General features: G+C 76.7%; 9 protein-coding genes. 6 read left to right on the plus strand and 3 right to left on the minus strand.

The genetic code is table 11. The features are described from left to right. Positions 1–69: 69 nt before the first annotated feature. Both ABT238_RS20295 and ABT238_RS20300 read right to left on the minus strand, forming a co-directional pair. On the minus strand, positions 70–2,871 hold the full coding sequence (locus tag ABT238_RS20295; protein ID WP_350772069.1) for an SdrD B-like domain-containing protein: 2,802 nt from the start codon (positions 2,869–2,871) through the stop codon (positions 70–72). Positions 2,872–3,055: 184 nt separating this feature from the next. Next, complete coding sequence (locus tag ABT238_RS20300; protein WP_350772079.1) at positions 3,056–3,250, minus strand: hypothetical protein; 195 nt, start codon at positions 3,248–3,250, stop codon at positions 3,056–3,058. A gap of 230 nt (positions 3,251–3,480) precedes the next feature. On the opposite strand from ABT238_RS20300, the gene ABT238_RS20305 reads away from it, so the two are divergent. Together ABT238_RS20305 and ABT238_RS20310 are read left to right on the plus strand one after the other, a co-directional pair. Next, positions 3,481–4,503 (plus strand): LuxR C-terminal-related transcriptional regulator, encoded by a 1,023-nt coding sequence (locus ABT238_RS20305; RefSeq protein WP_350565575.1) that lies wholly within the window; start codon positions 3,481–3,483, stop codon positions 4,501–4,503. A 41-nt stretch (positions 4,504–4,544) separates the two neighbouring features. After that, a complete protein-coding gene (locus tag ABT238_RS20310; RefSeq protein WP_350565573.1) occupies positions 4,545–4,928 on the plus strand; it encodes a VOC family protein in 384 nt (127 codons plus the stop codon). Between the two features lie 7 nt (positions 4,929–4,935). Here the strand turns inward: ABT238_RS20310 and ABT238_RS20315 are convergent, their stop codons facing one another. Next, positions 4,936–5,556: a response regulator transcription factor gene (locus ABT238_RS20315; RefSeq protein ID WP_350565571.1), complete on the minus strand. Its 621-nt coding sequence runs from the start codon at positions 5,554–5,556 to the stop codon at positions 4,936–4,938. 566 nt (positions 5,557–6,122) lie between these two features. Between ABT238_RS20315 and ABT238_RS20320 the strand changes: the two genes are divergently transcribed. The 4 genes from ABT238_RS20320 to ABT238_RS20335 are packed head-to-tail and all read left to right on the plus strand — an operon-like array spanning position 6,123 to position 23,845. Beyond that, a complete protein-coding gene (locus ABT238_RS20320) occupies positions 6,123–12,467 on the plus strand; it encodes an SDR family NAD(P)-dependent oxidoreductase (RefSeq protein WP_350772122.1) in 6,345 nt (2,114 codons plus the stop codon). Positions 12,468–12,472: 5 nt separating this feature from the next. After that, complete coding sequence (locus ABT238_RS20325) at positions 12,473–17,131, plus strand: beta-ketoacyl synthase N-terminal-like domain-containing protein (RefSeq protein ID WP_350772139.1); 4,659 nt, start codon at positions 12,473–12,475, stop codon at positions 17,129–17,131. Then, a complete protein-coding gene (locus tag ABT238_RS20330) occupies positions 17,128–20,508 on the plus strand; it encodes a type I polyketide synthase (RefSeq protein WP_350772152.1) in 3,381 nt (1,126 codons plus the stop codon). The genes ABT238_RS20325 and ABT238_RS20330 overlap by 4 nt, the downstream gene beginning before the upstream one ends. Next, entirely contained in the window at positions 20,501–23,845 is a 3,345-nt protein-coding gene (locus tag ABT238_RS20335; protein ID WP_350772165.1) for a non-ribosomal peptide synthetase, read from the plus strand. Before ABT238_RS20330 ends, ABT238_RS20335 begins: the two co-directional genes overlap by 8 nt. Positions 23,846–23,881: the final 36 nt, after the last annotated feature.

Here is a 23,881-nt window from a genome sequence, read left to right on the forward strand (position 1 = left end):
CGGCCTCTCGGCGACGGTACCCGTCCGGACCGCTGCGGGCCCGGACGGGGGTGGGCTACCGGAGGCCGGCTACCCCTGCTGGGCCCTGCGGCGGCGCGCCAGCAGCACGAACACCGCACCGAGGACGGTCAGCGTTCCCGCTCCGGCCGCCATCACCGGGATGCCCTCGTTCGCACCGGTGTTGGCCAGGTGCCCGGGGGCGGGAGCCGGCGCGGGCGGCGTCGCGGCCGGGGACGGCAGCGTCGGAGCCTGGGTCGGCGTCGGGGTGGGGGTCGGCGTCGGCGTCGGCGTCTCGGTGGGCGTCGGCGTCGGCGTGGGGGTGGGCGTGGCCGTCGGGGTCGGCGTCGGCTTCAGCCGGTTGACGGCCGTCACCTCGACTCCGGCGGCCAGGTTGTCGGCGGTCAGCGCCAGCGGGCCGAACACCGTGCTCTCCGGCGCGGAGTAGCCCTCGGGCGGGCTCACCTCCTGCCAGTAGTACGACCCGGCCACACCGCTGCCCTTGCAGATGCCGTCGGCCCCGGTGGTGCAGGGCTCGCCGACCTTCGCGTCGGGCTTGTCACCGGTGCTCTGCAGCCCGGTCGTGCCGTTGGTCTCCTTCCAGAGCTGGAACTTCGCGCCCGCCAGCGGCTTGCCGTCCTGGTCGTGCTTGACCAGGCGCAGCGCGCCCTCCTGCTGCCGGAAGCCGAAGTCGTAGGTGTGGTCGTTCTCGCCCGGCCCGCCGGTGGTCAGCGCGCGCTCGGCGTACTGCCCGCCCGCCGGGACGACACCCTTCGAGTCGATGAAGGCGTTGTCGCCGACGTCCGCGTCGGTCGGCACCCACTGGTAGAGGGGACCGCCCTTGGCGTAGTCGGCCGCGTTGTCGAGCCGGACGGTGTACTTCGTGCGCGGCTTGAGGCCGCCCGTGACGTTGGTGTCGTCGAAGTAGTACTCACCGCGATCGGTCGTCCTGGTGGTGCCGACGAGCTTCCCCGTCCCGTCGTAGAGGTTGACGGTCGCACCGGGCACCGGCTTCTGCCCCGGGCGCTGGATACCGCTGCGCTCGGGGTCGTACCAGACCCGGTTGCCGATCTGGAGCGGGGCCTGGTCGCAGAGCACCTCCAGGTCACCCATCGAGGCGCCCTTGCCGAACGGGTCGGGTCCACCGGGCGGGGTGAGCCGGAAACCGAACTTCGGGTCCTGCTTGCCGTCCCGCTGGAGGAACGACGTGCCGTACCCGAGGGCCTGGTGGTTCGGGTCGAACGCGGAGGTCGCGATGGTGCTCTCGACCTTCGAGTCGGCCATGCCCGCGAACGCCGTGTTGCGGTGTCCGCCCCAGCTGGTGTCGAAGAAGCGGGTGCCCCGGGGGGACAGTCCGCAGCCCTCGTTGGTGTCCATCACGTACTTGCCGTTCGCCGGGCAGGCCTTGTTCAGGTCACCACCCGACATGACGGCGGAGTACGGGACCCCGTCCGGCGCGCGGTCGGCGAAGCGGTCGCGGAAGGCCAGCAGCATCGAGCCGTCGGTCTCGAACGCGATCTCGCCCAGCTCGGGTTCGGGCTGGGCGAGCATGGAGGTGCCGCACGCGTTCCCGTTCTGCGAGGTCGGCCAGCTGTCGGTCCACGGGAACCAGGCCGCGCCGTCGCAGGGGCCGCCGCCGACGGTCGTCTGGCGCGGGTAGTCCAGCTTCTCGTTCAGGATCGCCGCCGAGAAGGCGCCGGTGGCGAGGTCGAACGGCAGCACGACCGCCCGCAGGTCGGACGCCTTGCCGGTCGACTGGCCCGAGCAGACACCGCCGAGGAAGCCGGTGCCGTCCTGGAGACCGAGGCCGAACGGACGCCAGTCCCCGGCCGCCGGGCAGCCCGGGTCCGGGATCGGGTAGACGGCCTTCGGCGCGGACGCCGTCGGCACGGTGGCGTTGTAGCGGTAGAGCTTGCGGTCGTTGAGGTTGACGACGAAGAGGTCCTTGCCGTCGTCCGTGACCTTGATGCCGCCGAGGCTCTCCTTGCCCGGCACCCCGATGAACCCGTCGTCGGTGCCGCCGCCGTGGGCGGTGGAACCGGCGTTCGGGACCGTGGTGAACAGCGTGGTCTGCTTCGAGGCCACGTCGGTCACGTAGATCCCGCCCGCGCCGCCGGGACCGTAGTCCGTGGAGCGCTTGGCGACCGCCGAGGAGAACACCCGCCGGTCGGCCTTGTTCCACGCGATGCCGTAGAGCGTGCCGGTCTCGGCGTTGGTGGCGATGTTGGTCGCCCGCGCGTCCTGGCCGTCCTGGCCGCGCGCGTTGTACGGGAAGGAGACCAGCGTGCGCTGGGTCCCGCCCTCACGCGAGGCCGCCTGGCAGGTCGTCACCAGCGTGGCGTTCTTCTGGCAGTAGTCACCGGGGTACCACAGGCCGGTGAGCACCGCCGCGTTCTTGCCGCCCGAGACGTCGACGAACTCCTCGTTGCTGCTGAGCTGGTTGGGCGCTCCGCCGAGACCCTCGCGCGAGGCGAAGGCCGGGTAGAGCGTGCCCGGCTTCGGGTTCACCACCTGGACGCGGTACTTGCCGCCGGTGAGCTTGGTGCCCGGCGTCAGCGTCACCGTGCCGTCCGCCGCCGTGGTGCCCTCGACCCCGGCGCCCGTGTCGTCGGTGAGGGTCACCTTGACGCCGGCCATACCGGGCTCCAGCCCCGGCGTCCAGACTCCGTCGGTGTCCACGGCGCGGATCACGTGGACCGTCACCGTCCCGTCGGCCGCCTGCGGGAACGCGGCCGGGGCGGTCAGCAGCGAGCACGCCCCGATGCCGAGGAGCAGCGCCGCGGCGCCCCCCACGGTACGGCGGCCGGGCAGGCCGGGCCGCCGCCGCTCCGGGCCGCGAGCGGCACCGGATTCCTGATCACGTGTCGTCGTCATCCCTGCTCTCATTGTCAGTTGGGCCTTCCGCCCGGACCCCGCGAGGACGTTCGCGTGTGGCTGAAAGCCGCCATGGTTAATGGGAGCTTAAAGGGACTTCACACAAGTTCGCAGGAAAACCAGGAACTTTGGCAGCAGATCAGACGTTCCGATGGACTGTGCACCCATCGTCGCTGATGGGACGTCAGCTCCCGGATGTCGGGGCGAGATCCTCGGCGAAGCCCGCGAGTGCGCGGCCGTCCCCGGTCGCGGCCGGGGCGGCGACGGGTTCGGGGAGGGCGCGTTCGTCGACCACGGCCGTTTCGCCGGACAGGCCCCGCATCCGCACACGGATCCGGACGGCGAACGGAGCGGCGCGGCCGGCGCCTCGAAGATCCACGGCCGGGACTGCGGCGGCACCCGCCGACGGCGCCGAACGGGGCCGCGCCACGGGCGCTTGTGTGACGCACCGTCAAATCTTCGGGGTGCGGCGGGAGTTCAACCGTCGCACCCTTGACCGGTCGAATCCTTGCAGTAGTCTCGCCACCCGGGCCCGGGGAATCGGTTTCCCCGCTGCTCCCTCACGCGTTCCCGCTCACGATCCGGATCTACGGCTGGGAGTTCACAGCGATGACGGCGGCAACCGGGATCAACGCTCGCTTCGCGTACCGCGTCTACCACGCGCTCCTGCGCGCCGAGGACGGCCGCGCGGATCCGGCGGAGGTCGCCCGGGGGCTCGGCGCCGGGCCGGAGGACGTCCGGGAGGCCGTGGACTGGCTTGCCGGACAGGGCCTCCTCGACCGGGATCCGGACACGCCCGTCGATCCGCCGCAGCGGGTGCTGAGACGGCTGGTCGCTGACCAGCGGGAGCGGCTGGCCGAGTTCGCCCGCGCCCAGGACCTCCTCTCCGACCTGACCGCCGGACTGCTGACCGCCTCGGCCGGCGCCGGCGGGAGCCCGGCCGTCGAGGTGGTCGAGTCGCGCGAGCAGTTGCACCGCCGGCTCGCGGAACTGCACGCCGCCGGCCGCTCCGAGGTGGCCGTGATGCTGCCGGACGCGGCCGAACCGGAGCCGCTGCAGCCGTGCCTCGACGAGGACGTGGAGCTGCTGCGGCGCGGCGTCCACTACCGGCTGGTGGCGCCCGCCTCGGCGCTGGGCAGTCCGGCCGTGGTGGAGTACGTCAACACGCTCCAGGAGGCGGGCGCCGAGATCCGCACCGCCGAGTCGCTGCCGCTGCGCATGGTCATCGTCGACCAGGAGCGGGTGGTCACCCGCTCCCAGCTGGAGGGGCCGCGCCGCAATCTGGTGATCGACGGCGGGCTGCTGGTCCAGCTGTTCACCCGGGTCTTCGAGCACAGCTGGTCGACGGCGGCGCCGTACACCCGGCTGCGGCGCGGCGGCGAGTCGGCGCCGGTGCTCTCCTCCGGTACGCACCGCCTGGTGCTGCGGATGATGGCCGCCGGGGCGACCGACAAGGCGATCGCCCGCCACCTCGGGTACTCCGACCGGACGGTGCGGCGCTTCGTCGCCGAGATCCTGCGGGTGCTGGAGACCGACAACCGGCTCACCGCCATGGTGCGGGCCACCCGGCTGGGGCTGCTGGAGCAGGAGCCCTCGCGGGCACCGGAGGCGGCGGCGCCCCGGGGCGCGTGATCCGCTGGCGTCCGGGGCGGGAATCGGGAAGGCTCGGGCCCATGGTCTCAGTAGTGCAGAACGTGGCGATCGACTGTGCGGACGCCTATGAGCTGGCCCGTTTCTGGAGCGCGGTGACCGGCCGGCCGCTGCATCCGGAGGACCGGCCGGGCGACCCCGAGGTCCAGGTCATGCTGGCGGAGGGTCCGGTCCTCTACTTCAACCAGGTGCCCGAGGCCAAAACGGTCAAGAACCGGCTCCATCTGTGCCTGCGTCCGGAGACCACCCGCGACCGGGAGGTGGAGCGGCTGCTGGGCCTCGGCGCCACGCTCGTCGCCGACCGCCGCAACCCCGACGGAACCGGCTGGGCCGTCCTCGCCGATCCCGAGGGCAACGAGTTCTGCGTGCTGCGCAGCGCGTCCGACCGGGCCGCCGGGGCGTCCTGACGGCCCCCTACAGCAGGCCGCGCTCGGAGGCGATCCGGGCGGCGTCGAAGCGGTTGCGCCCGTCGAGCTTGCGCATCGCGCCGGAGGTGAGATTGCGGACGGTGCCCGCCGCGAGGTAGAGCTCGCGGGCCACCTCCTTGACCGAGGCGCCGGTCGCGGTGAGCCGCAGGATCTCCCGTTCGCGCTCGCTGAGGACCTGCTCGGCGACGGCCGCCGGGGCGGCCGGACGCACCGCCGTGCCCACGCCCCGGCCGGCCGATCCGCCGCCGGCGGCGGCGTCCCGGATGGCGTCGACCAGGCGCGGGATCTTCGTCTGCTTGGGCACGACGCCGAGCACGCCCGCCGACACGGCGCGGTCCACCAGCGTCCGGGTGGGCCGCGCCGTCATGATGACGACCCGGCAGTCGGGCAGCCGGCGGCCCAGTTCCCGCACCAGGCGGAAGCCGCCCAGCGCGGTGCCCATCCCGAGGACCGCCACGTCCGGGCGCCGGCGCACCGCGACCGGGACGATCATCGAACTGCGGCTCACCGCGCCGACGACCTCGAAGTCCTGCACGGAGGCGAGCACTTCGGCGATCGCGTCCAGCGGCAGCAGCTGCTCGTCGGCTACCAGCACACGAATGGTCATCACTAGGTCTCCCCCGGGGTTCCCGTGCACGGAACTCGTGGTGATGAACGGAACTCATGGTGATCGTCTCGGCCGCGGGCCCAGTGTGCGACGGGCCGCGCCGTCCCGTCGACAGTCCGGGGCGTCCGGGTGCGGACATGTCCGCGCCAGGACCGCCGGGGCCGGCGGAACCGATGGGTCTACGCGTGTCATTCGGTGACCCCTCAACTTATCCCGGCTCCGGCGGCCGACCCGGCGCCCCGGGACAGGGACGTGACAAGTGTCAGTAAAAGCAGGTCAAAGCCTTGTCGCCGGTGACCGGGCAGGACCACGATGCGCACTGGTGATCGAATGCCGCGCGGGGCCCGTCCGCCCCGGCCGGCCCCCACGCACCCCTCCGTCCCCGTACCCGTCCGCCGCCCCGACAGCCGCCTGGCCGACACCTCCACCGCCCGTGCGCCGCCCGTAGGCCCCGACCCCTGCCCGCGCCGGCCGTCCCCGTCCGTCCGCGCGCCCCGACGCGCCCCCCGGCCGGGCGGCGGACCACGACCGAATCCGGCTCACCACGGATGCCCGAGGAAGAGGACATGCACACAGACCCTGTGGCCCAGGACCCGACCCAGGCCCTGGCCGTCGTCGGCATGGCGGGACGGTTCCCCGACGCCCCCGACGTCGAGAGCTTCTGGCGGCTGATGACGGAGCGGCGCGACGCCGTCCGGCCCGTGCCCGCGACCCGGTGGGACACCACCGCCCAGCTCGACCCGGAGCGCGAGATCCAGGCCGTCGGCGGGTTCCTCGACGACGTCGACCGGTTCGACGCCGCCTTCTTCGGCATCTCCCCGCGCGAGGCCGAGATGCTCGACCCGCAGCAGCGGCTGATGCTGGAGGCCGCCTGGCGCGCCCTGGAGGACGCCGGGACGCCCGCCCGGGCGCTGGCCGGCACCCGCACCGGCGTCTTCGTCGGGGCCGGCTGGCACGACTACGAGCACGTCGGACGCAAGAGCGGCAGCGGCGTCACCCAGCACACCGCGCCCGGCTACGCGCTGGACATGATCGCCGCCCGGGTCTCCTACTTCCTCGGCCTCACCGGCCCCAGCCTGGTCGTCGAGACCGGCTGCTCCTCCGCGCTGGTCGCGGCCCACCTCGCCGCCCAGGCGCTGCGCGCCGGGGAGGTCGACGCGGCGATCGTCGGCGGGGTCGCGCTGATGCTCGACCCGACCGCCTCGATCGGCCTCACCCACTTCGGCGGCCTGTCACCCGACGGCCGCTGCAAGGCCTTCGGCGCCGGCGCGAACGGCTTCGTGCGCGGCGAGGGCGTCGGCGCCCTGTACGTGAAGACGCTGGCCCGGGCGCTCGCGGACGGCGACCGGATCCACGGGGTCATCGCCGGCACGGCGGTGAACAACGACGGCGGCGGGCAGAGCGTGGTCGCACCCAGCCCGCTGGGCCAGGAGCGGCTGCTGCGCGACTCCTACCGGCGCTGGGGCATCCCGGCCGACCGGGTCGCCTACCTGGAGGCGCACGGCACCGGCACCTCGGTCGGCGACCCGATCGAGGCCGGCGCGGTCGGCAGAGTCCTCGGGCAGGCCCGCAGCGCGCAGGCGGGCCCGCTGCCGATCGGCTCGGTGAAGACCAACATCGGCCACCTGGAGGCCGCCGCCGGCATCCCCGGGCTGTTCAAGGCGCTCCTGTCGCTGCGCCACGGGGTCGTGCCGCCGAGCCTGCACTCCGCCGAGCTCAACCCGGACATCGCCTTCGACGAGCTGAACCTGACGGTGGTCCGCGAGCCGCTGGCCCTGCCGGCCGACCGGCAGGTCTTCCTCGGGGTGAGCAGCTTCGGCTGGGGCGGCACCAACGCGCACGTGGTGCTGACCGGGGCGCCGCGCGCCGACGCCCCGGCACCGTCCGCCCCGGCCACCGCCCCGGCGCCCGCCGGGGCGGACCGCGCGGTGCTGCTGCCGGTCTCCGCGCACACCGAGCAGGCGCTCGCCCAGCGCGCCCGCGAGCTGGCCGAGGTGCTGGACGCCGGCGCGGCCCCGCTCCCGGCGCTGGCCGGCACCCTGGCCTGGCGGCGCGACCACTTCCCGCTCCGGGCGGCCGTCACCGCCGCCGACGCCACCGGGGCGGCCGCGGGCCTGGAGCGGCTGGCCGCCGACCCGTCCGCCGCCGGCGCCGGGGTGCTGACCGGACGCGCCGCGCCGCGCGGCCGCACCGCCTTCGTCTTCCCCGGCCAGGGCTCCCAGTGGCACGCCATGGGCCGCGAACTCCTCGCCGCCGACCCGGTGTTCGCCGCCGTGATCGACCGCTGCGCCGAGGCCCTGGAGCCGTACACCGGCTGGGACCTGGTGGAGGTCGTCTCCGGCGCGGCCGGCGAGGAGTGGCTCACCCGGATCGACATGCTCCAGCCCGCCCTGTGGGCGGTCACACTGGGCCTGTGCGAGGTGTGGCGGGCGGCCGGCGTGGAGCCGGACGTGGTCGTCGGCCACAGCCAGGGCGAGGTCACCGCGGCCACCGCGGCGGGCATCCTCTCCTACCGGGACGGCGCGATGGTGGTCGCCCGGCGCAGCGCGATCGCCCGCCGCACCTCGGGCCGGGGCCGGATGCTGGCGGTGGACCTCTCGCTGGACGCGGCCAAGGCGGCGCTCTCCGGTTTCGAGGAGGGCGTCTCGCTCGCGGTGAACAACGGGCCGAACAGCTGCGTGCTCTCCGGGGACACCGAACTGGTGCTGGCGCTCAAGGAGTTGCTGGAGGCCGAGGGCACCTTCTGCCGGCTGGTCAACGTCGACTACGCCTCGCACAGCCCGCAGATGGACGCGCTGGAGGACGACCTGCTGGCCGCCCTGGGGACGGTGCGCCCGGGCCGGGGCGCCGTCGAGCTGATGTCGACGGTGCGGGTGGCCCCGCTGGAGGGGCCGGAGCTGGACGCCCGGTACTGGGTGGACAACCTGCGCCGTCCGGTGATGTTCGCCGACGCGATGGAGCGGCTGTTCGACACCGGGGTCACCCATGTGGTGGAGATCAGCCCGCACCCGGTGCTCACCCCGGCGCTGGAGCAGCTGGCCGCGCAGCGGCCCGTCCCGCCCCGGGTGCTGTCGACGCTGCGGCGCGACCAGGGCTCGCCGGACATGGTGCGCGAGTCGATGGCGCGGGCGTACGTGAGCGGCCTGGAGCCGTTCGGCGCGCTCCCCCGGGACGCCTGGGCGCCGGTGCCGCCGTACCCGTGGCAGCGCACCGCGCACTGGGTGGAGCCGGCCCGACGGCGCACCGCGGGCGGTGCCGGGGAGGCGCTGCGGCTGGTGCCGTCGGTGACCGAGCAGGGCGCCTGGACGGCCGCGCTGGAGCTGGCCCCGGCGGACATCCCCTGGGTGCGCGACCACCGGGTGTACGACGCGGTGGTGCTGCCCGGCACGGCGATGCTGGAGCTGGCGCTGCGCACGGCGCTGGCCCGCACCGGCGGGGCGCACCGCACGCTCGCCGACGTCGCCCTGGAGCGCCACCTGACGCTCACCGACGAGCCGGTGACGGTGGCGCTGGGCTGGCGGGACGACGTGACGGGCGGCGGCAGCTTCACCCTCTCCTCGCTGGAGCCGGGCGCGCCGGGCTGGGTGCGGCACGCCTCGGCGCGGGTGCTGGCGGAGGACACCGCGCCCGGGGTCCCGGCCTTCCCGGAGCGGCTGCTCCGTCTGGACGCCGCCCCGGGCGCCGCGTTCTACGCGGACTGCGCGGCGCGCGGGCTGAACTACGGTCCGGCGTTCCGGGGCGTGCTGGGCCTGCGCGCGGACGCCTCCCAGTGCCTGGCCGAGGTGCGGGCGGCGGACGGCCTGCTGGTCGGCGGCCACCCGCACCGGCTGCACCCGGCGGTGTGGGACGCGGCGCTCCAGGCGTCGGTCCCGCTGTTCCCCGGCGAGGAGGCGGCGGTGCCGGTCGGGGTCCGGCAGGTCCACCTGCACCAGGACCTCGCGCGCCCGGTCACCGCGCTGTGGTCGCACGCGGTGCGCCGCGGCGGCGGCGAGGAGGTCGACCTGTTCCTGTTCGACGCGCAGCGGCGGCCGCTGCTGAGCCTGCTCGGGCTGCGGATGCGGCCGCTGGCGGCCTCGGCCGACCCCGGCGCGGCGGACGCGGAGCGGATCCACCGGCTGGAGTGGCTCCCGCAGGACCGCCCGGAGGCCGCCGGGGACGCGGCGTCCGGCCGCTGGGCGGTGTGCGCGGCGGACGCGGTCGGCGGCCCGGCGGCCTGGGCGCGGGCCGGTGAGCTGGCCGAGGCGCTGGAGGCGCTCGGCGGCGCCTCGCTCGCCCAGGTGGCGGACGGCGCGGCGGCGGAGCGCGAGGAGGTGTGGGCGGAGCGGCTGGCCCCGGTCGACGGGCTGACCGGGGTGGTGTTCGTGGCGCCGCGCGCGGACGCCGGCCCGGCCGCCCAGCGCGCCGGCCTGCTCGCGCTGGCCGCGCTGGTGCGGGCCTGCGCCGCGCGCCCGCTCGTGCCGCGGCTGGCCGTGCTGACCGCCGACGCGCAACTGCCGCCCTCGGCGCCCGGGGAGGGCGATCCGGGCGCGGCCCTCTACTGGGGCTTCGGGCGGGTGCTGCGCCGTGAGCACCCGGAGCTGCGGCCGGTGCTGGTGGACGTGGACGGCGCGGACGCCGGCTGGGCGGCGCGGTGCGCCGCCGAGCTGGCCGCCGGGGACGGCGCCGACCAGGTGGTGCTGCGCGGCGGCGGGCGGCTGGTCGGCCGGCTGGTGCGCGGTGCGGCGACGGCGGACGCCCCCGCGGAGCCGGCCCGGCCGGCCTGGCGGGCGGGCCCGGCGCAGCCGTTCCGGCTCGCGCCGGACCGTCAGGGCGTCTGGGACAGCCTGGCGTTCCGCCCGCTGGAGCGGCGCGCGCCGGGCGCCGGGGAGATCGAGATCGCGGTCTCCTCGGCGGCGCTGAACTTCATCGACGTGATGAAGGTGACGGGCACCTACCCCGACCCGTCGGCCGACGCCCGGCTGCTCGGCCTGGACGGGGTCGGCGTGGTGACCAGGACCGGCGAGGGCGTCTCCCGCTTCGCCCCCGGCGACCGGGTGGTCGCCTGCGCCGGCGGCGGCGCGCTGGCCACCCACTGGACGGTGCTCGCCGACCACGCGCAGCCCGTCCCGGCGGGGCTGGGCGACGAGGACGCGGCGGCGTTCCCGGCGGTGACCGTCACCGCCTGGTACGGGCTGCGGCACCTGGCCGCGCTCGCGCCCGGCGAGACGGTGCTCGTCCACTCGGCGGCCGGCGGCCTGGGCCTGGCGGCGATCGAGGTGGCGCGGCTGCTCGGCGCCGAGGTGCTGGCGACGGCGGGCACCGAGGAGAAGCGCGCCCACCTGCGCGGGCTGGGCATCCGGCACGTCTTCGACTCCCGGGACCTCTCCTGGGCGGAACGGGTGCGCGAGGCCACCGGCGGGCGCGGGGTGGACGTCGTCCTCAACTCGCTGACCGGCGCGGCGATCCCGCTGGGTCTGGAGGTCCTGGCCGAGGGCGGGCGGTTCGTCGAGGTCGGCAAGGCCGACATCCACGGCGGGCGCACCCTGGGCCTGGAGGCGTTCCGCAAGGGCATCAGCCTCTCCTCGCTGGACCTCGCGGGCGTGATCGCCCGCCGGCCGGCGCTGTTCACCCGGCTGTTCGCCGAGGTGTGGGAGCGGGTGCGGGCGGGCGAGCTGCGGCCGCTGCCGGTGCTGCGCCGCCCGTTCGCGCAGGCCGCCGGGGCGCTGCGGGAGATGGCGCGCGGCCGGCACATCGGCAAGTTCGTGCTGTCCGACCCGGCGACGGTCGCCTCGGTGGCGCCGGAGCCGCTGCGCGACGGCCGGTTCCGCGGCGACGGCACGTACCTGATCACCGGTGGCCTGGGCGCGCTCGGCCTGTCGCTGGCGGAGTTCCTGGCCGAGCGGGGCGCGGGCCGGCTGGCGCTGGTCGGCCGGTCGGCGCCGAACGGGGACGCGGCGGCCCGGATCGCGGCACTGCGGGCGCGCGGCGTTCCGGTGGAGACCTTCGCGGCGGACGTCGCCGACCCGGCGGCGGTGCGCCGGGTGCGCGCGCAGCTGCCGCCGCTGCGCGGCGTGGTGCACGCGGCCGGCCTGCTGGACGACGCGACCGTCCTCAACCTGACGGCGGAGCGGCTGCACCGGGTGCTGGCTCCCAAGGTGGACGGCGCGGTCAACCTGGACGCGGTGACCGGGGACGACCCGCTGGACTTCTTCCTGCTGTTCTCCTCGGCGGCGGCGCTGTTCGGCAACGCCGGGCAGGCGGCCTACGCGGCGGGCAACGCCTTCCTGGACGCGCTGGCGGTGGCCCGGCGGCGGCGCGGACGCCCGGCGCTGAGCGTGCAGTGGGGGCCGTTCGACGACGTCGGCCTGGCCGCCGCGGCGGACAACCGCGGCGCCCGGCTGGCGGAGCGCGGCATGGCCGGGTTCTCCACCGCGGAGGCGTGGCGGGCCCTGGAGGGCTTCCTGGGCGGTGACGAGCCGGTGGTCGGCTACGTCCCGATCGACCTGCGGCAGTACCTGGAGGCGTACCCGGACACGGTGACGCTGGAGAGCTGGAGCGGGCTGCGCGAGCTGGCCAGGGACGGTGGCGCCGGCAGCAGCGCGGGCGCGGCCCTGCTCGCCGAGCTGCGCGCCGCGCCCGCCGAGCACTGGCCCGGGCTGCTGGAGGCCACCGTGCGGGAGCTGGCGGGCCGGGTGCTGCGGCTGGACAGCGGGACGATCGACCGGGACACGCCGTTCAAGGCGCTCGGACTGGACTCGCTGATGGGCCTGGAGCTGCGCAACCGGCTGGAGGCGGCGTTCGGGCTGCGGCTGTCGCCCACCCTGCTGTGGACGTACGGCACGCCCCGGGCGCTCTCCGCGGTGCTGGCGGAGCGGCTGCTCGGCGGGCAACCCGGCGAGGGCGCCGACACGGCGACGGACGGCGAGGGCTGAGGACGATGACCGAGCAGCGCGACACCACCGCCCCCGCGCCCACCCCGCTGACCAGGGCGCTGGACACCGTCCGCAGGCTGCGGGCGCAGCTGGACGCCGCGAGCGGCACCGGCCCGCTGGCCGTGGTCGGCATCGGCCTGCGGCTGCCGGGCGGCATCGCCGACCTGGACGGCTACTGGGCGGCGCTGGCCGGGGGCCGCGACCTGGTCGGGCCGCTGCCCGCCGGGCGGCGCGGGCCGTTCGCCGCCGAGTGGGAGCGGCTGCCGCACACCGGCGGCTTCCTGGAGGAGGTGATGGACTTCGACGCCGAATTCTTCGGCATGAGCGCCGAGGAGGCGCGCGGCACCGACCCGCAGCAGCGGCTGCTGCTGGAGGTCGCCTGGGAGGCCCTGGAGAACGCGGCGCTCCCGCCGGACCGGCTGGACGCGGCCCGCACCGGCCTGTTCGTCGGGGTCACCGGGCAGGAGTACTGGGACTGGCAGCGGGGTGCGGCGGACACCCACTGGGCGGCCGGCAACGGCCACTGCTTCACGGTCGGCCGGGTCGCGTACGCGCTGGGGCTGGCCGGCCCGGCGATCACGGTGGACACCGCCTGCTCCTCCTCGCTGGTGTCGGTGCACCTGGCGCGCCAGGCGCTGGCCCGCCGGGAGTGCGACGTGGCGCTGGCCGGCGGGGTGAACCTGGTGCTGTCGCCGCGGGCGACCCGGCTGCACCAGCTGGCGGGCACGCTCTCGCCGGACGGGCGGTGCGGCCCGTTCGACGCCCGGGCGAACGGCTTCACCCGGGGCGAGGGCTGCGGGGTGCTGGTGCTCAAGCGGCTGGAGGACGCGCGGCGCGACGGCGACCGGGTGCACGCGGTGCTGCACGGCTCGGCGGTGAACCAGACCGGCCGCTCGACCGGCTTCACGGCGCCCAACGTGCTGTCGGAGGTCGCGCTCACCGAGGCGGTGCTGGCGGACGCCGGGCTCTCCCCCGCCGACATCGGCCTGGTCGAGGCGCACGGCACGGGCACCCCGCTCGGGGACGCCGTCGAGATGGAGGCGATCGCGGCCGCGCTGGGCCGCCGCAACGCCGGGGCCGAACTGGTGGTCGGCTCGGTCAAGGGCAACCTCGGGCACCCGGAGTCGGCGGCCGGGGTGATCGCGCTGGTCAAGGCGGTGCTCTGCGTCGCGCGGCGCGCGGTGCCGCCGCTGGTCAACTTCGGCACCCTCAACCCGCTGATCGACCTGGACGGCACCGGGATCACCCTGCCGACGGCGCTGCGGCCCTGGCCGGAGCACGCCGGGCGGCACGCGGTGGTGAGCGCCTTCGGCATGGGCGGCACCAACGCCCAGGTGGTGATCGGCCCCGCCGGGGAGGAGGGCGCGGGCGCCGCCCCGGCGGAGCCGGTCGAGGGCTTCGACCTGTCCGCCCGCACACCGGAGGCGCTGCGCGCGCTGGCGTCCGCCCTGCACGACCGGCTGGCCGGCCTGCCGGAGGAGCGGTACCCGGCGTTCGCGTACACGGCGGGTGCCGGGCGGGCCCGGCACCGCCTGCGGGCCCGGATCACCGCCGGCGACCGGGCCGCCGCGCTGCGCGCCCTCCACGGGCTCGCCGAGGGCGCCCCGCCGTCCGAACCGGCGGACGACGCCCCTGCGGTACCGCCCCGGGCCGTCCTGGACCTGCCGGCCTACCCGTGGCAGCGCCGCCGCTACGCCCCCGAGGCGCCCGAGACCCCGGCAGCCGCGCCGCCCGCGCCCGCCCCCGCGCCCGCCCCCGCCCGCGCCGAGGCAGCCGCCGAAGCCCGGCCCGCCCTGTTCGCGCTGGAGTGGGCCGCCGCCGAGGACGGCCCCGGCGCCCCGCCGTCGGGCGCCCCCGGCCGGTGGCTGCTGTTCGCCGACCGCACGGGCGTCACCGGGGCGCTGGGCGCCGAACTGGTCGCCCGGCGCGGCAGCTGGGTGACCGTCACCCCCGGCGACCGGTCCCGGCGGCTGGACCCGCTGCGGTACGAACTCGACCCGCGCCGCCCGGAGGACCTCACCGCCCTGCTCAAGGAGCTGCGGGCGGCGGGCGACGAGCCGTGGGCCGGGGTCGTCCACGCCTGGGGCCTGGACGCCGCCGCCGTCCCCCGGCCGGACGGCGCCGCGCCGTTCCCGCTCGGAAAGGAGCGCGGGCAGGCCGTGCGCTCGGCGCTGCGGCTGGCCCGCGAACTGGCCGAGGAGGGCCTGCCCGGGGCGCCGCGGCTCGCCCTGCTCACCCGGGGCGCGCAGCGGGTGAGCGAGCGCGACCCGGCGCCCGACCCGGCCCAGGCGCTGCTGCGCGACCCGGCCGCGGACGGGCCCGGCGCGCCCCGCCCGCTGGTCGTCGACCTCGACCCCGACCCGGCCCGGGACGACCCCGCCCGGCTGCTGGACGTACTGCTGCGCCCGGCCGGGGAGCCCGCCGCCGCGCTGCGCGGCCCGGTCCGGTACGTCCCGGTCCGGGTGCCCCAGGACTCCGCGGACGGCACCGAACCCGGCTGGCAGCGGCGGCCGTTCGATCCTGAGCTGGACACCAACCACCGGATCCTGGCGGTCCGGCCCGGCCTGTTGGAGAGCCTGACGCCGACCCGCTGGGAGCGGACCGCGCCCGGGCCCGGCCAGGTCGAGATCGAGATCGCCGCGGCCGGGCTGAACTTCAGCGACGTGCTCAAGGCGATGGGCGCCTACCCGGGCGCCGCCGGCAGCGTCCCGCTGGGCGCCGAGTGCGCGGGCCGGGTCAGCGCGGTCGGCGCCGGCGTCGAGCGCTTCCGCGTCGGGGACCGGGTGATGGCCGTGGTGCCGTCCGCGCTGGCCGCGTACGCGACCACCGAGGCGCACCTGGTGGCGCCGCGGCCGGCGGGGCTGGACGACGAGCGGGCGGCGGCCGTTCCGATCGCCTTCCTGACCGCCGTCTACGGCCTGGACCACCTGGCCCGGCTGGGGACGGGCGAGACGGTGCTGGTCCACTCGGCGAGCGGCGGGGTGGGCCTGGCCGCGCTGGCGGTGGCCCGGCGCCGCGGGGCGCGGGTCCTCGCCACCGCCGGGACGCCGGAGAAGCGCCGCTTCCTGCGCGAACTGGGCGGCGTCGAGCGGGTGATGGACTCCCGCTCGACGGCCTTCGCCGACGAGGTCGCCGAGGCCACCGGCGGGCGCGGGGTGGACGTGGTGCTCAACTCGCTGACCGGCGAGGCGCTGCGGCGCGGGCTGGCGCTGCTGGCGCCGGGCGGGCGGTTCGTCGAGCTGGGCAAGCGCGACATCTTCGACGACAGCCCGGTCGGGCTCGGCCACCTCAAGGGGAACCGCACGCTGTTCGCGGTCGACCTCGACCACGTCTTCCACGCCCGGCCGGCGCTGCTCGCCGAGCTCTTCGCCGAGGTGGTCCGGGGCTTCGGGGACGGGGAGTTCGGTCCGCTGCCGGTCACCGCCCGGCCGTTCGGCGAGGCGCGGGAGGCGTTCGCCGCCATGGCGCAGGCCCGGCACCTCGGCAAGCTGGTGCTGCGGCCCGAGCCGGCGCCGGAGATCGCGGTGCCGCCGAGCCCGGCGGTGGTCCGGGCGGCGCGGGCCGGCTACCTGGTGACCGGCGGCACGGCGCCCGCCGCACTGGCGGCGGCCGAACGGCTGGCGGAGCTGGGCGCGCGCCGGATCGCCCTGCTCCGCGCCCCGGGAACGGACGCCTCGGCGGCGGCGGCCGGGGCGGTGGCCGGGCTGCGCGCCCGGGGCGTGGAGGTGGCACTGCCGGTCGCGGACCCGGCGCGGCCCGAGGAGACGGCCGCGCTGCTGGACACGCTGGAGGTGGCCGGGGTGGTGCACCTCGCGAGCACGCCGCAGGCCGCCGCCGAGGAGGAGGAACCCGCGGCCGCCGCGGCCGAACGGGCCGCCGAGGCCTGGCAGCTCCATCTGGCCACGGCCGGGCGGGCACTGGACTTCCTGGTGCTGTGCGACCCGGCCTCCGGGGCGGGCCGGGAGACGGTGCTCGGCGCCTGCCTGGACGCGCTCGCCGTCCACCGCCGGGCGCTCGGGCTGCCCGCGCTGAGCGTCGACGGCGCGGGCCTGGACTCGCTCGCCCGGCTGCTGGGCAGCCCGGCGGCGGTCGTCCGGGCCGCCGCGGCGCCCGGCGGGAGCACGCCCGACGCGCCGGAGGCGCCGAACGCGGAGTCCGACGGCGGACAGGCGCTGCGCCGCCGGCTGCTGGCGGTCGAGCCGGGCCGGCGCCGCCGGGCCCTGCTGGTGCGGCACTGCCGGGAGCTGGCCGCCCTGGTGCTGGACGGGCCCGGCGCGGACGCCGACGCCGTCGACAGCGCCGCGCCGCTGGCGGGCCTGGGCTTCGACTCGATGCGCACCCTGGAGCTGCGCTCGCGGCTGGAGCTGTCGCTCGGGGTGCCGCTGCCCGCCACGCTCGGCTGGCAGTACCCGACGCTGGACGCCCTGGTGCCCTTCCTCGCCGAGCGGCTGGGGATCCCGCTGGAGCACGGACCGGCCGCCCCGTCCACCCCGTCGACCCCGTCCACCCCGGCCGGGCCGCCCGTCGCCGGGCCCCCGGCCCCCGAGCGGGCCCCCGCCGACCTCGACGGGCTCTCCGAACGCGACCTGGAGGCCCTCCTCCTCGCCAAGACCGAGCAGTTCGACGCCGATGCCGATCCGACCGACCGGGGACAGGGACGATGACCACGCGCGACGACAGCACCCGGACCGACACCGACCGGACCGGCGCGGACCGGACCGACGCCGACACCGACACCGACCGGACCGCACCGTCCGAGGACCGCTCCGCGTCCGTCACGGCGATGAAGCGCGCCTATCTGACGATGGAGCGGATGCAGCAGCGGATCGACGCCTACGAGCGCGCCCGCTCCGAGCCGATCGCCGTCATCGGCGTCGGCTGCCGCTTCCCCGGCGGCGTGGGCGACCCGGAGGCGTACTGGGAACTGCTGGCCTCCGGCACCGACGCGGTAGGCGAGATCCCGCCCGACCGCTGGGACGTCGACGGCCTCTACGACGAGCGGCCCCGCACCCCCGGCCGGTACAGCAGCCGCTGGGGCGGCTTCCTGGACCGGATCGACCGCTTCGACCACGAGTTCTTCGGCATCTCCCGCCGCGAGGCCGTCGCCATGGACCCGCAGCAGCGCCTGGTGCTGGAGGTCGCCTGGGAGGCCCTGGAGGACGCCGGGCAGGCCCCGCACGCGCTGGCCGGCAGCAGCACCGGGGTGTTCATCGGCATCTGCAGCAACGACTACGCGGGGCTGCTGTTCCGCGAGCCGGCCGACATCACGGCCCACGCCGGCACCGGCGCGGCCCACAGCATCGCCAGCGGCCGGCTCTCCTACCTGCTGGACCTGCGCGGTCCGAGCGTCTCGGTGGACACCGCCTGCTCCTCCTCGCTGGTCGCCGTCCACCAGGCGTGCCAGAACCTGCGCCTGGGCGAGTGCGACCTGGCGATGGCCGGCGGGGTCAACGCGGTGGTCTCCCCCGACGCGGCGATCTCCTTCTCGCAGTTCCCGGAGATGCTCGCCGACGACGGCCGCTGCAAGACGTTCGACGCGGCGGCCAACGGCTTCGTGCGCAGCGAGGGCTGCGGCGTGGTGGTGCTCAAGCGGCTCTCCGACGCGCGGCGCGACGGCGACCGGGTGCTCGCGGTGATCCGCGGCTCGGCGGTCAACCAGGACGGGCGCAGCTCGGGGCTGACCGCGCCGAACGGCGCCGCCCAGCGCGAGGTGTTCCGCCGGGCGCTGGCCGCCGCCGGCATCGGCCCGGACCGGGTCGGCTACATCGAGACGCACGGCGCCGGCACCAAGCTGGGCGACCCCATCGAGGTGGCGTCGCTGGCCGAGGTCTACGGCCGCGAGGAGGGCCCGCCGCTCCTCCTGGGCGCGGTGAAGACCAACCTCGGCCATCTGGAGGCGGCGGCCGGGATCGCCGGGCTGATCAAGGCCGCGCTGTGCGTCGAGCGGGGGATGGTCCCGCCGAACCTGCACTTCGGCACGCTCAATCCGCACATCTCCTTCGAGGGGACCACCTTCGCCGTGCCGACCGGCCTCACCCCCTGGCCGGCCGGGGAGGGACCACGGGTGGCGGGGGTGAGCAGCTTCGGCTTCAGCGGCACCAACGCGCACCTGATCGTGGAGCAGGCGCCGCCGCGCCCGGCGGCGGAGGCGGAGCCGGACGGCGGACGCCCGCTCTCCGTGCTGGCCCTGTCGGCGAAGAGCGGCGGCGCGCTGCTCAAGCTCGCCCGCCGCTACCAGGACCGGCTGGCGGCGGCCGGCCCGCACGCCGCGCCCGACCTGTGCTTCTCCGCCGGTACCGGGCGCTCGCACTTCCCGCACCGGCTCGCCGCGGTGGGCGCCACCGCCGGGGAGCTCGCGGACCGGCTGGCGGACTTCGTGCGGGACGACCCCGGCGAGGGGCTGCTGCTGGGCCAAGCGCGGGGCGCGGCTGCCGAGCCGGTCTTCCTGTTCACCGGCCAGGGACCGCAACGCGCGGGCATGGCCCGGCAGTTGTACGAGACCCAGCCGTCCTTCCGGCGCACCCTGGAGCACTGCGACGACGTCCTGCGCGACGTGCTGCCGGCGCCGCTGCTCTCCGCGCTGTACCCGGCCTCGGCGGCGGACGCCGGGCTGATCGACACCATGGAGTTCGCGCAGCCGGGCCTGTTCGCGGTGGAGTACGCGCTGGCCGGGCTGTGGCGCTCGTGGGGCGTGGAGCCGGCCGCCGTGCTCGGTCACAGCCTCGGCGAGTACACCGCTGCCTGCTTCGCGGGCGCGATGCCGCTGGAGGACGGACTGCGGCTGGTCGCCGAGCGCGGCCGGCTGCTCCAGCGGCTCGCCGAGTCCGGCGCGATGGCCGCGATCCCGGCCCCGGTGGAGCAGGTCGCCGCCGAACTCGCCCGTCACGACCCGGCCCTGGCCGCGGTGGCCGCCGTGAACGGCCCGGCGAACACCACCGTCTCCGGGGTGCGGGAGGTGGTCGACGAGGTCTGCGCGGCGTTCACCGCGCGCGGCGCCGAGGTGCGCCGGCTGCGGATCTCCACCTCCTCGCACTCCCCGCTGGTCGAGCCGGTGCTGGAGCCGCTGCGGACGGCCCTGGAGAAGGTCGCCTTCGGCGCGCCGGAGCTGCCGCTGGTGTCCAACCTGACCGGCGGGCTCTGGCCGTGGGACCGGCCGCTGGACAGCGCCTACTGGCTGGGCCACGCCCGGCAGCCGGTGCTCTTTGCCGACGGGGTGCGGGCGCTGTACGAGCTGGGCTACCGCACCTTCCTGGAGGTGGGCCCGGCGCCGACGCTGCTGGGCCTGGTCCGCGAGGTGCTGACCGGTGACGACGTGCTGATGCTGCCGAGCCTGCGGCCGAAGTACGACGACTGGGAGATCCTGCTGGGCAGCCTCGGCCGGCTGTACGTCGAGGGGGCCGAGGTGGACTGGGCCGGGTTCGACCGCGACCGGCCGCGCGCCCGCACCGCGCTGCCGCACTACCCGTTCGCCGCCACCCGCTGCTGGCACGATCCGGGCGGCGACGGCGCCACCACGCCCGCCGCGCGCCGGACCCCGGCCCGACCCGCCGGGCCCGGGCGCACCGCCGGGCCGACGGGGCGGCCGAGGCCCGCCCGGGTGCCCGGCGCGCCCGGCAGGGCCGCCGCGAGCGCGCTGCCCACCGCCGCGGAACTGCTGGGCGCCCCCGCCGACCAGCGGGTCGCCGCCCTGGTGGCCGGGCTCACAGCCGGGGTGCGCACCGCGCTGGGCTCGCGCGCGGCCACCGTGGACGCCGACGCGCCGCTGTCCGGCCTCGGGCTGGACTCGCTGATGGCCGTGGAACTGCGCAACGAGATCCAGGGCCGGCTGGGTGTCAAGGTCACGGTGGCCGACTTCCTCAAGGGCGCGACCGTGCGCGGCCTGGCCGAACAGGTGGTCGGCGAGCTGGCCGCCGACTCGCGGCCGGAGCGGGGCGAGGACACCGCGCCGATCCGCCGGGTCGCCCGCGCGGCGGACCGCGACGCCGAACTGCTCGCCCTGCTGGACCAGGTGACCGGGGAGACGGAGCGGTCCGATGGCTGAGCTCGAACAGCGCCTGGCCGCCCTGACCCCGGAGCAGCGGGCCCGCCTTGAGGAGCTGCTCGCCGAGAAGCGGTCCACGGCCGCCGAGGACGTCTTCCCGCTCTCGGTCTTCCAGCAGGGCATGTGGTTCCTGGAGCAGCTGCGCCCCGGCAACCCGGCGTACGTGGTGCCGGGCGCGGTGCGGGTGCGCGGCCCGGTGGACGCCGGGCTGCTGCGCGCGGCCTTCGCCGAGGTGGTCCGCCGGCACGAGGCGCTGCGCACCGCCTTCGGGCTGCGCGGGGGCCGCCCGGTCCAGGTGGTGCGGGCATTCGTGGCACCGGAGCTGCCCGAGGTCGACCTGCGGGGCGCCGGGCTGACGGCGGCCGGGCTGGAGGAGCGGATCACCGCCGAGGCGACCGGCGATCCCTTCGACCTGGCGGCCGGACCGCCGGTGCGCCTGACGCTGCTGCGCACCGCCGAGGACGAGTCGGTGCTCGTCCTGGCGCTGCACCACCTGGTCTCCGACCGCTGGTCGTTCTGGGTGCTGCTGTCCGAACTCGCCGCCCTGTACGCCGCGTTCGCCGAGGGCCGGCCCTCGCCGCTGCCCGAACCCCCGGTGCAGTACGCCGACTTCGCCCTCTGGCAGCGCGAGCGGCGGGAACAGGGGCGCTGGGACGTCCCGCTGGCGTACTGGCGGGAGCGGCTGGCCGGGGCGCCGCCCGCCCTGGAGCTGCCGACCGACCGGCCGAGGCCCGCCGTGCAGGGCTTTCGCGGCGGCGCCCTGCCGTTCGAGCTGCCCGAGCCGCTGATGCGCGAGCTGGCCGCCCTCGCCCACCGGCGCGGCGCGACCACCTACATGGCGCTGCTGGCCGTCTTCACCGTGCTGCTCGCCCGGTACGGCCGGCAGCGGGACGTGGTGGTGGGCGTGCCCACGGCCGTCCGCGACCGGCCCGAACTGGAGCCGCTGATCGGCTACTTCGTCAACACCCTGCCGATCCGCACCGAGCTGGACGGCGAGCCCTCGTTCACCGAGGTGCTGGCGCGGGTGCGCAGCGCCTGCCTGGGCGCCTACGAGCACCAGGAGGTGCCGTTCGAGCTGGTGGTCGGCGCGCTGAACACGGCCCGCGACCTCAGCCGCCCGCCGGTGTACCAGGTGAGCTTCGCCTACGGCCGGGAGGCGGTGCCGGACCTCACCCTGGGCGGCGCGCGGCTGGAGCCGGTGGCGGTGCGCAGCGGTGGCGCCCGTTTCGACCTGGAGCTGCAGGCCTTCGACCGCGACGGCGGGCTGAGCGGCTGGTTCGAGTACGACCGCGATCTGTTCGACGAGTCCACCGTCGCCCGCCTCGCCGGCCACTTCCGCCGGCTGGCCGAGCAGGCGGTGGCGGACCCGGAGCGCCCGGTGGACGCGCTGGAGCTGCTGACGGAGGGCGAACGGCGGCGCGTCGTCGAGGAGTTCAACGCCACCGCGCGCCGGTGGCCGGCCGGGGCGGGCTGGATCCACCAGGCCTTCGAGGAGCGGGCGCGGCTGACCCCGCGGGCGCCGGCGCTGCGCTTCGAGGGGCGCTCCGTCGGCTACCGGGAGCTGGACCGGCGGGCCAACCGGCTGGCGCACCGGCTGCGCGGGCTCGGGGTGGGCCGGGACGTCGTGGTGGGCGTGGGCCTGGAGCGCTCGCCCGAGCTGGTGGTGGCGCTGCTGGCGGTGCTCAAGGCGGGCGGCGCCTACCTGCCGCTGGACCCGGAGCTGCCGCCCGCCCGGCTGGAGCACATGGTGCGCGACGCCCGGGTGCCGGTGCTGCTCACCCGTCGCGCGCTGCTCGGGCGCCTGCCGGTGGTGGCCGCCGAGGCGCTGTGCGTGGAGGAGTTCGAGGCCGCGCCGGGCGGGGAGCCCGACACCGCCCCGGACGTCGAGGTCGGCGGCGAGGACCTCGCCTACGTCATCTACACCTCCGGTTCCACCGGTGCGCCCAAGGGCGTGATGAACGTGCACGCGGCGATCCGCAACCGGCTGCTGTGGATGCAGGACGCCTACCGGCTGGACGCCGAGGACCGGGTGCTGCAGAAGACGCCGTTCTCCTTCGACGTGTCGGTGTGGGAGTTCTTCTGGCCGCTGGCCACCGGCGCCACCCTCGTCCTGGCCCGCCCCGGGGGCCACCGGGACCCGGGCTACCTGGCCCGGACGATCCGGGAGGAGCGGGTGACGACGGTGCACTTCGTGCCGTCCATGCTCCAGGCCTTCCTGCGGGAGGAGGTGGAGGAGTGCACCAGCCTGCGCCGGGTGGTGTGCAGCGGCGAGGCGCTGCCGCGCGACCTCCAGGACCGTTTCCTGGCCCGCTGCGGCGCCCGGCTGTACAACCTCTACGGCCCCACCGAGGCGGCCGTCGACGTCACCCACTGGACCTGCCGCCCGGAGGCCGATCCGCGCCGCCCGGTGCCGATCGGCCGGCCGATCGCCAACACCCGGATCCACGTACTGGACGGGGCGCTGCAACCGGTGCCGGTCGGGGTGCCCGGGGAGCTGCACATCGGCGGCCGGGGCCTGGCGCGCGGCTATCTGAACCGGCCGGAGCTGACGGCCGAGCGCTTCGTGCCGGACCCGTTCGACCCGGACCCGGCGGCGCGGCTGTACCGGACCGGGGACCTCGCGCGGTACCGGGAGGACGGCGCGCTGGAGTTCCTGGGCCGGCTGGACCACCAGGTGAAGCTGCGCGGCCAGCGGATCGAGCCCGGTGAGATCGAGGCCGCGCTGACCGCGCACCCCGCGGTGCGCGAGGCGGTGGTGACGGCCCGCGAGCGCCGGGCCGGGGACGTGCGGCTGGTCGCCCATTTGACGGCGGCCGAGGGCGCCGGGGTGCCCGGGCCCGCCGAGCTGGCCGCGCACCTGCGCGAGCGGCTGCCCGCCTCGATGGTGCCGGCCGCGTTCGCGGTGCTGGACGCCCTGCCGCTCACGCCGAGCGGCAAGGTGGACCGCGCCGCGCTGCCCGAGCCGGACGGCGGCCGGCCCGCGGCGGGGGCGCCGTTCACCGCGCCCGGGGCCGGCCTGGAGGACACCCTCGCCGGGCTCTGGCGCACGGTGCTGGGGGTCGAGCGGGTCGGCGCCCACGACAACTTCTTCGACCTCGGCGGGCACTCGCTGCTGTTGGCCGAGCTGCGCTCGCTGCTCGCCGCGCGGACCGGGCATCAGGTCTCGATGGTCGAGCTGTTCCAGCACCCGACGGTGGCCTCGCTGGCCGCCCGTCTGAGCCGGTCCGAGGGGGAGCCGTCGGCGGCCCCGGGGCCGGAGGCGCGCGAACGCGCGGAGCACCGGCGCCGGGCCGGTGCCCGGCGGCACCAGGCGGCCGCGCGCCGCGCCCGGTCCTGAGGCAGCGACGGGCCCGCGTCAGCGACGGGCCCGAGG

Origin of the sequence: Kitasatospora sp. NPDC001527 (genome assembly GCF_040298605.1) — a bacterium.
GTDB lineage: Bacteria > Actinomycetota > Actinomycetes > Streptomycetales > Streptomycetaceae > Kitasatospora.

Coding starts and splice junctions, on each gene's coding strand:
- ABT238_RS20295 (WP_350772069.1), bottom strand. CDS start 2,871: ATGACGACGACACGTGATCAGGAATCCGGTGCCGCTCGCGGCCCGGAG.
- ABT238_RS20305 (WP_350565575.1), top strand. CDS start 3,481: ATGACGGCGGCAACCGGGATCAACGCTCGCTTCGCGTACCGCGTCTAC.
- ABT238_RS20310 (WP_350565573.1), top strand. CDS start 4,545: ATGGTCTCAGTAGTGCAGAACGTGGCGATCGACTGTGCGGACGCCTAT.
- ABT238_RS20315 (WP_350565571.1), bottom strand. CDS start 5,556: ATGACCATTCGTGTGCTGGTAGCCGACGAGCAGCTGCTGCCGCTGGAC.
- ABT238_RS20320 (WP_350772122.1), top strand. CDS start 6,123: ATGCACACAGACCCTGTGGCCCAGGACCCGACCCAGGCCCTGGCCGTC.
- ABT238_RS20325 (WP_350772139.1), top strand. CDS start 12,473: ATGACCGAGCAGCGCGACACCACCGCCCCCGCGCCCACCCCGCTGACC.
- ABT238_RS20330 (WP_350772152.1), top strand. CDS start 17,128: ATGACCACGCGCGACGACAGCACCCGGACCGACACCGACCGGACCGGC.
- ABT238_RS20335 (WP_350772165.1), top strand. CDS start 20,501: ATGGCTGAGCTCGAACAGCGCCTGGCCGCCCTGACCCCGGAGCAGCGG.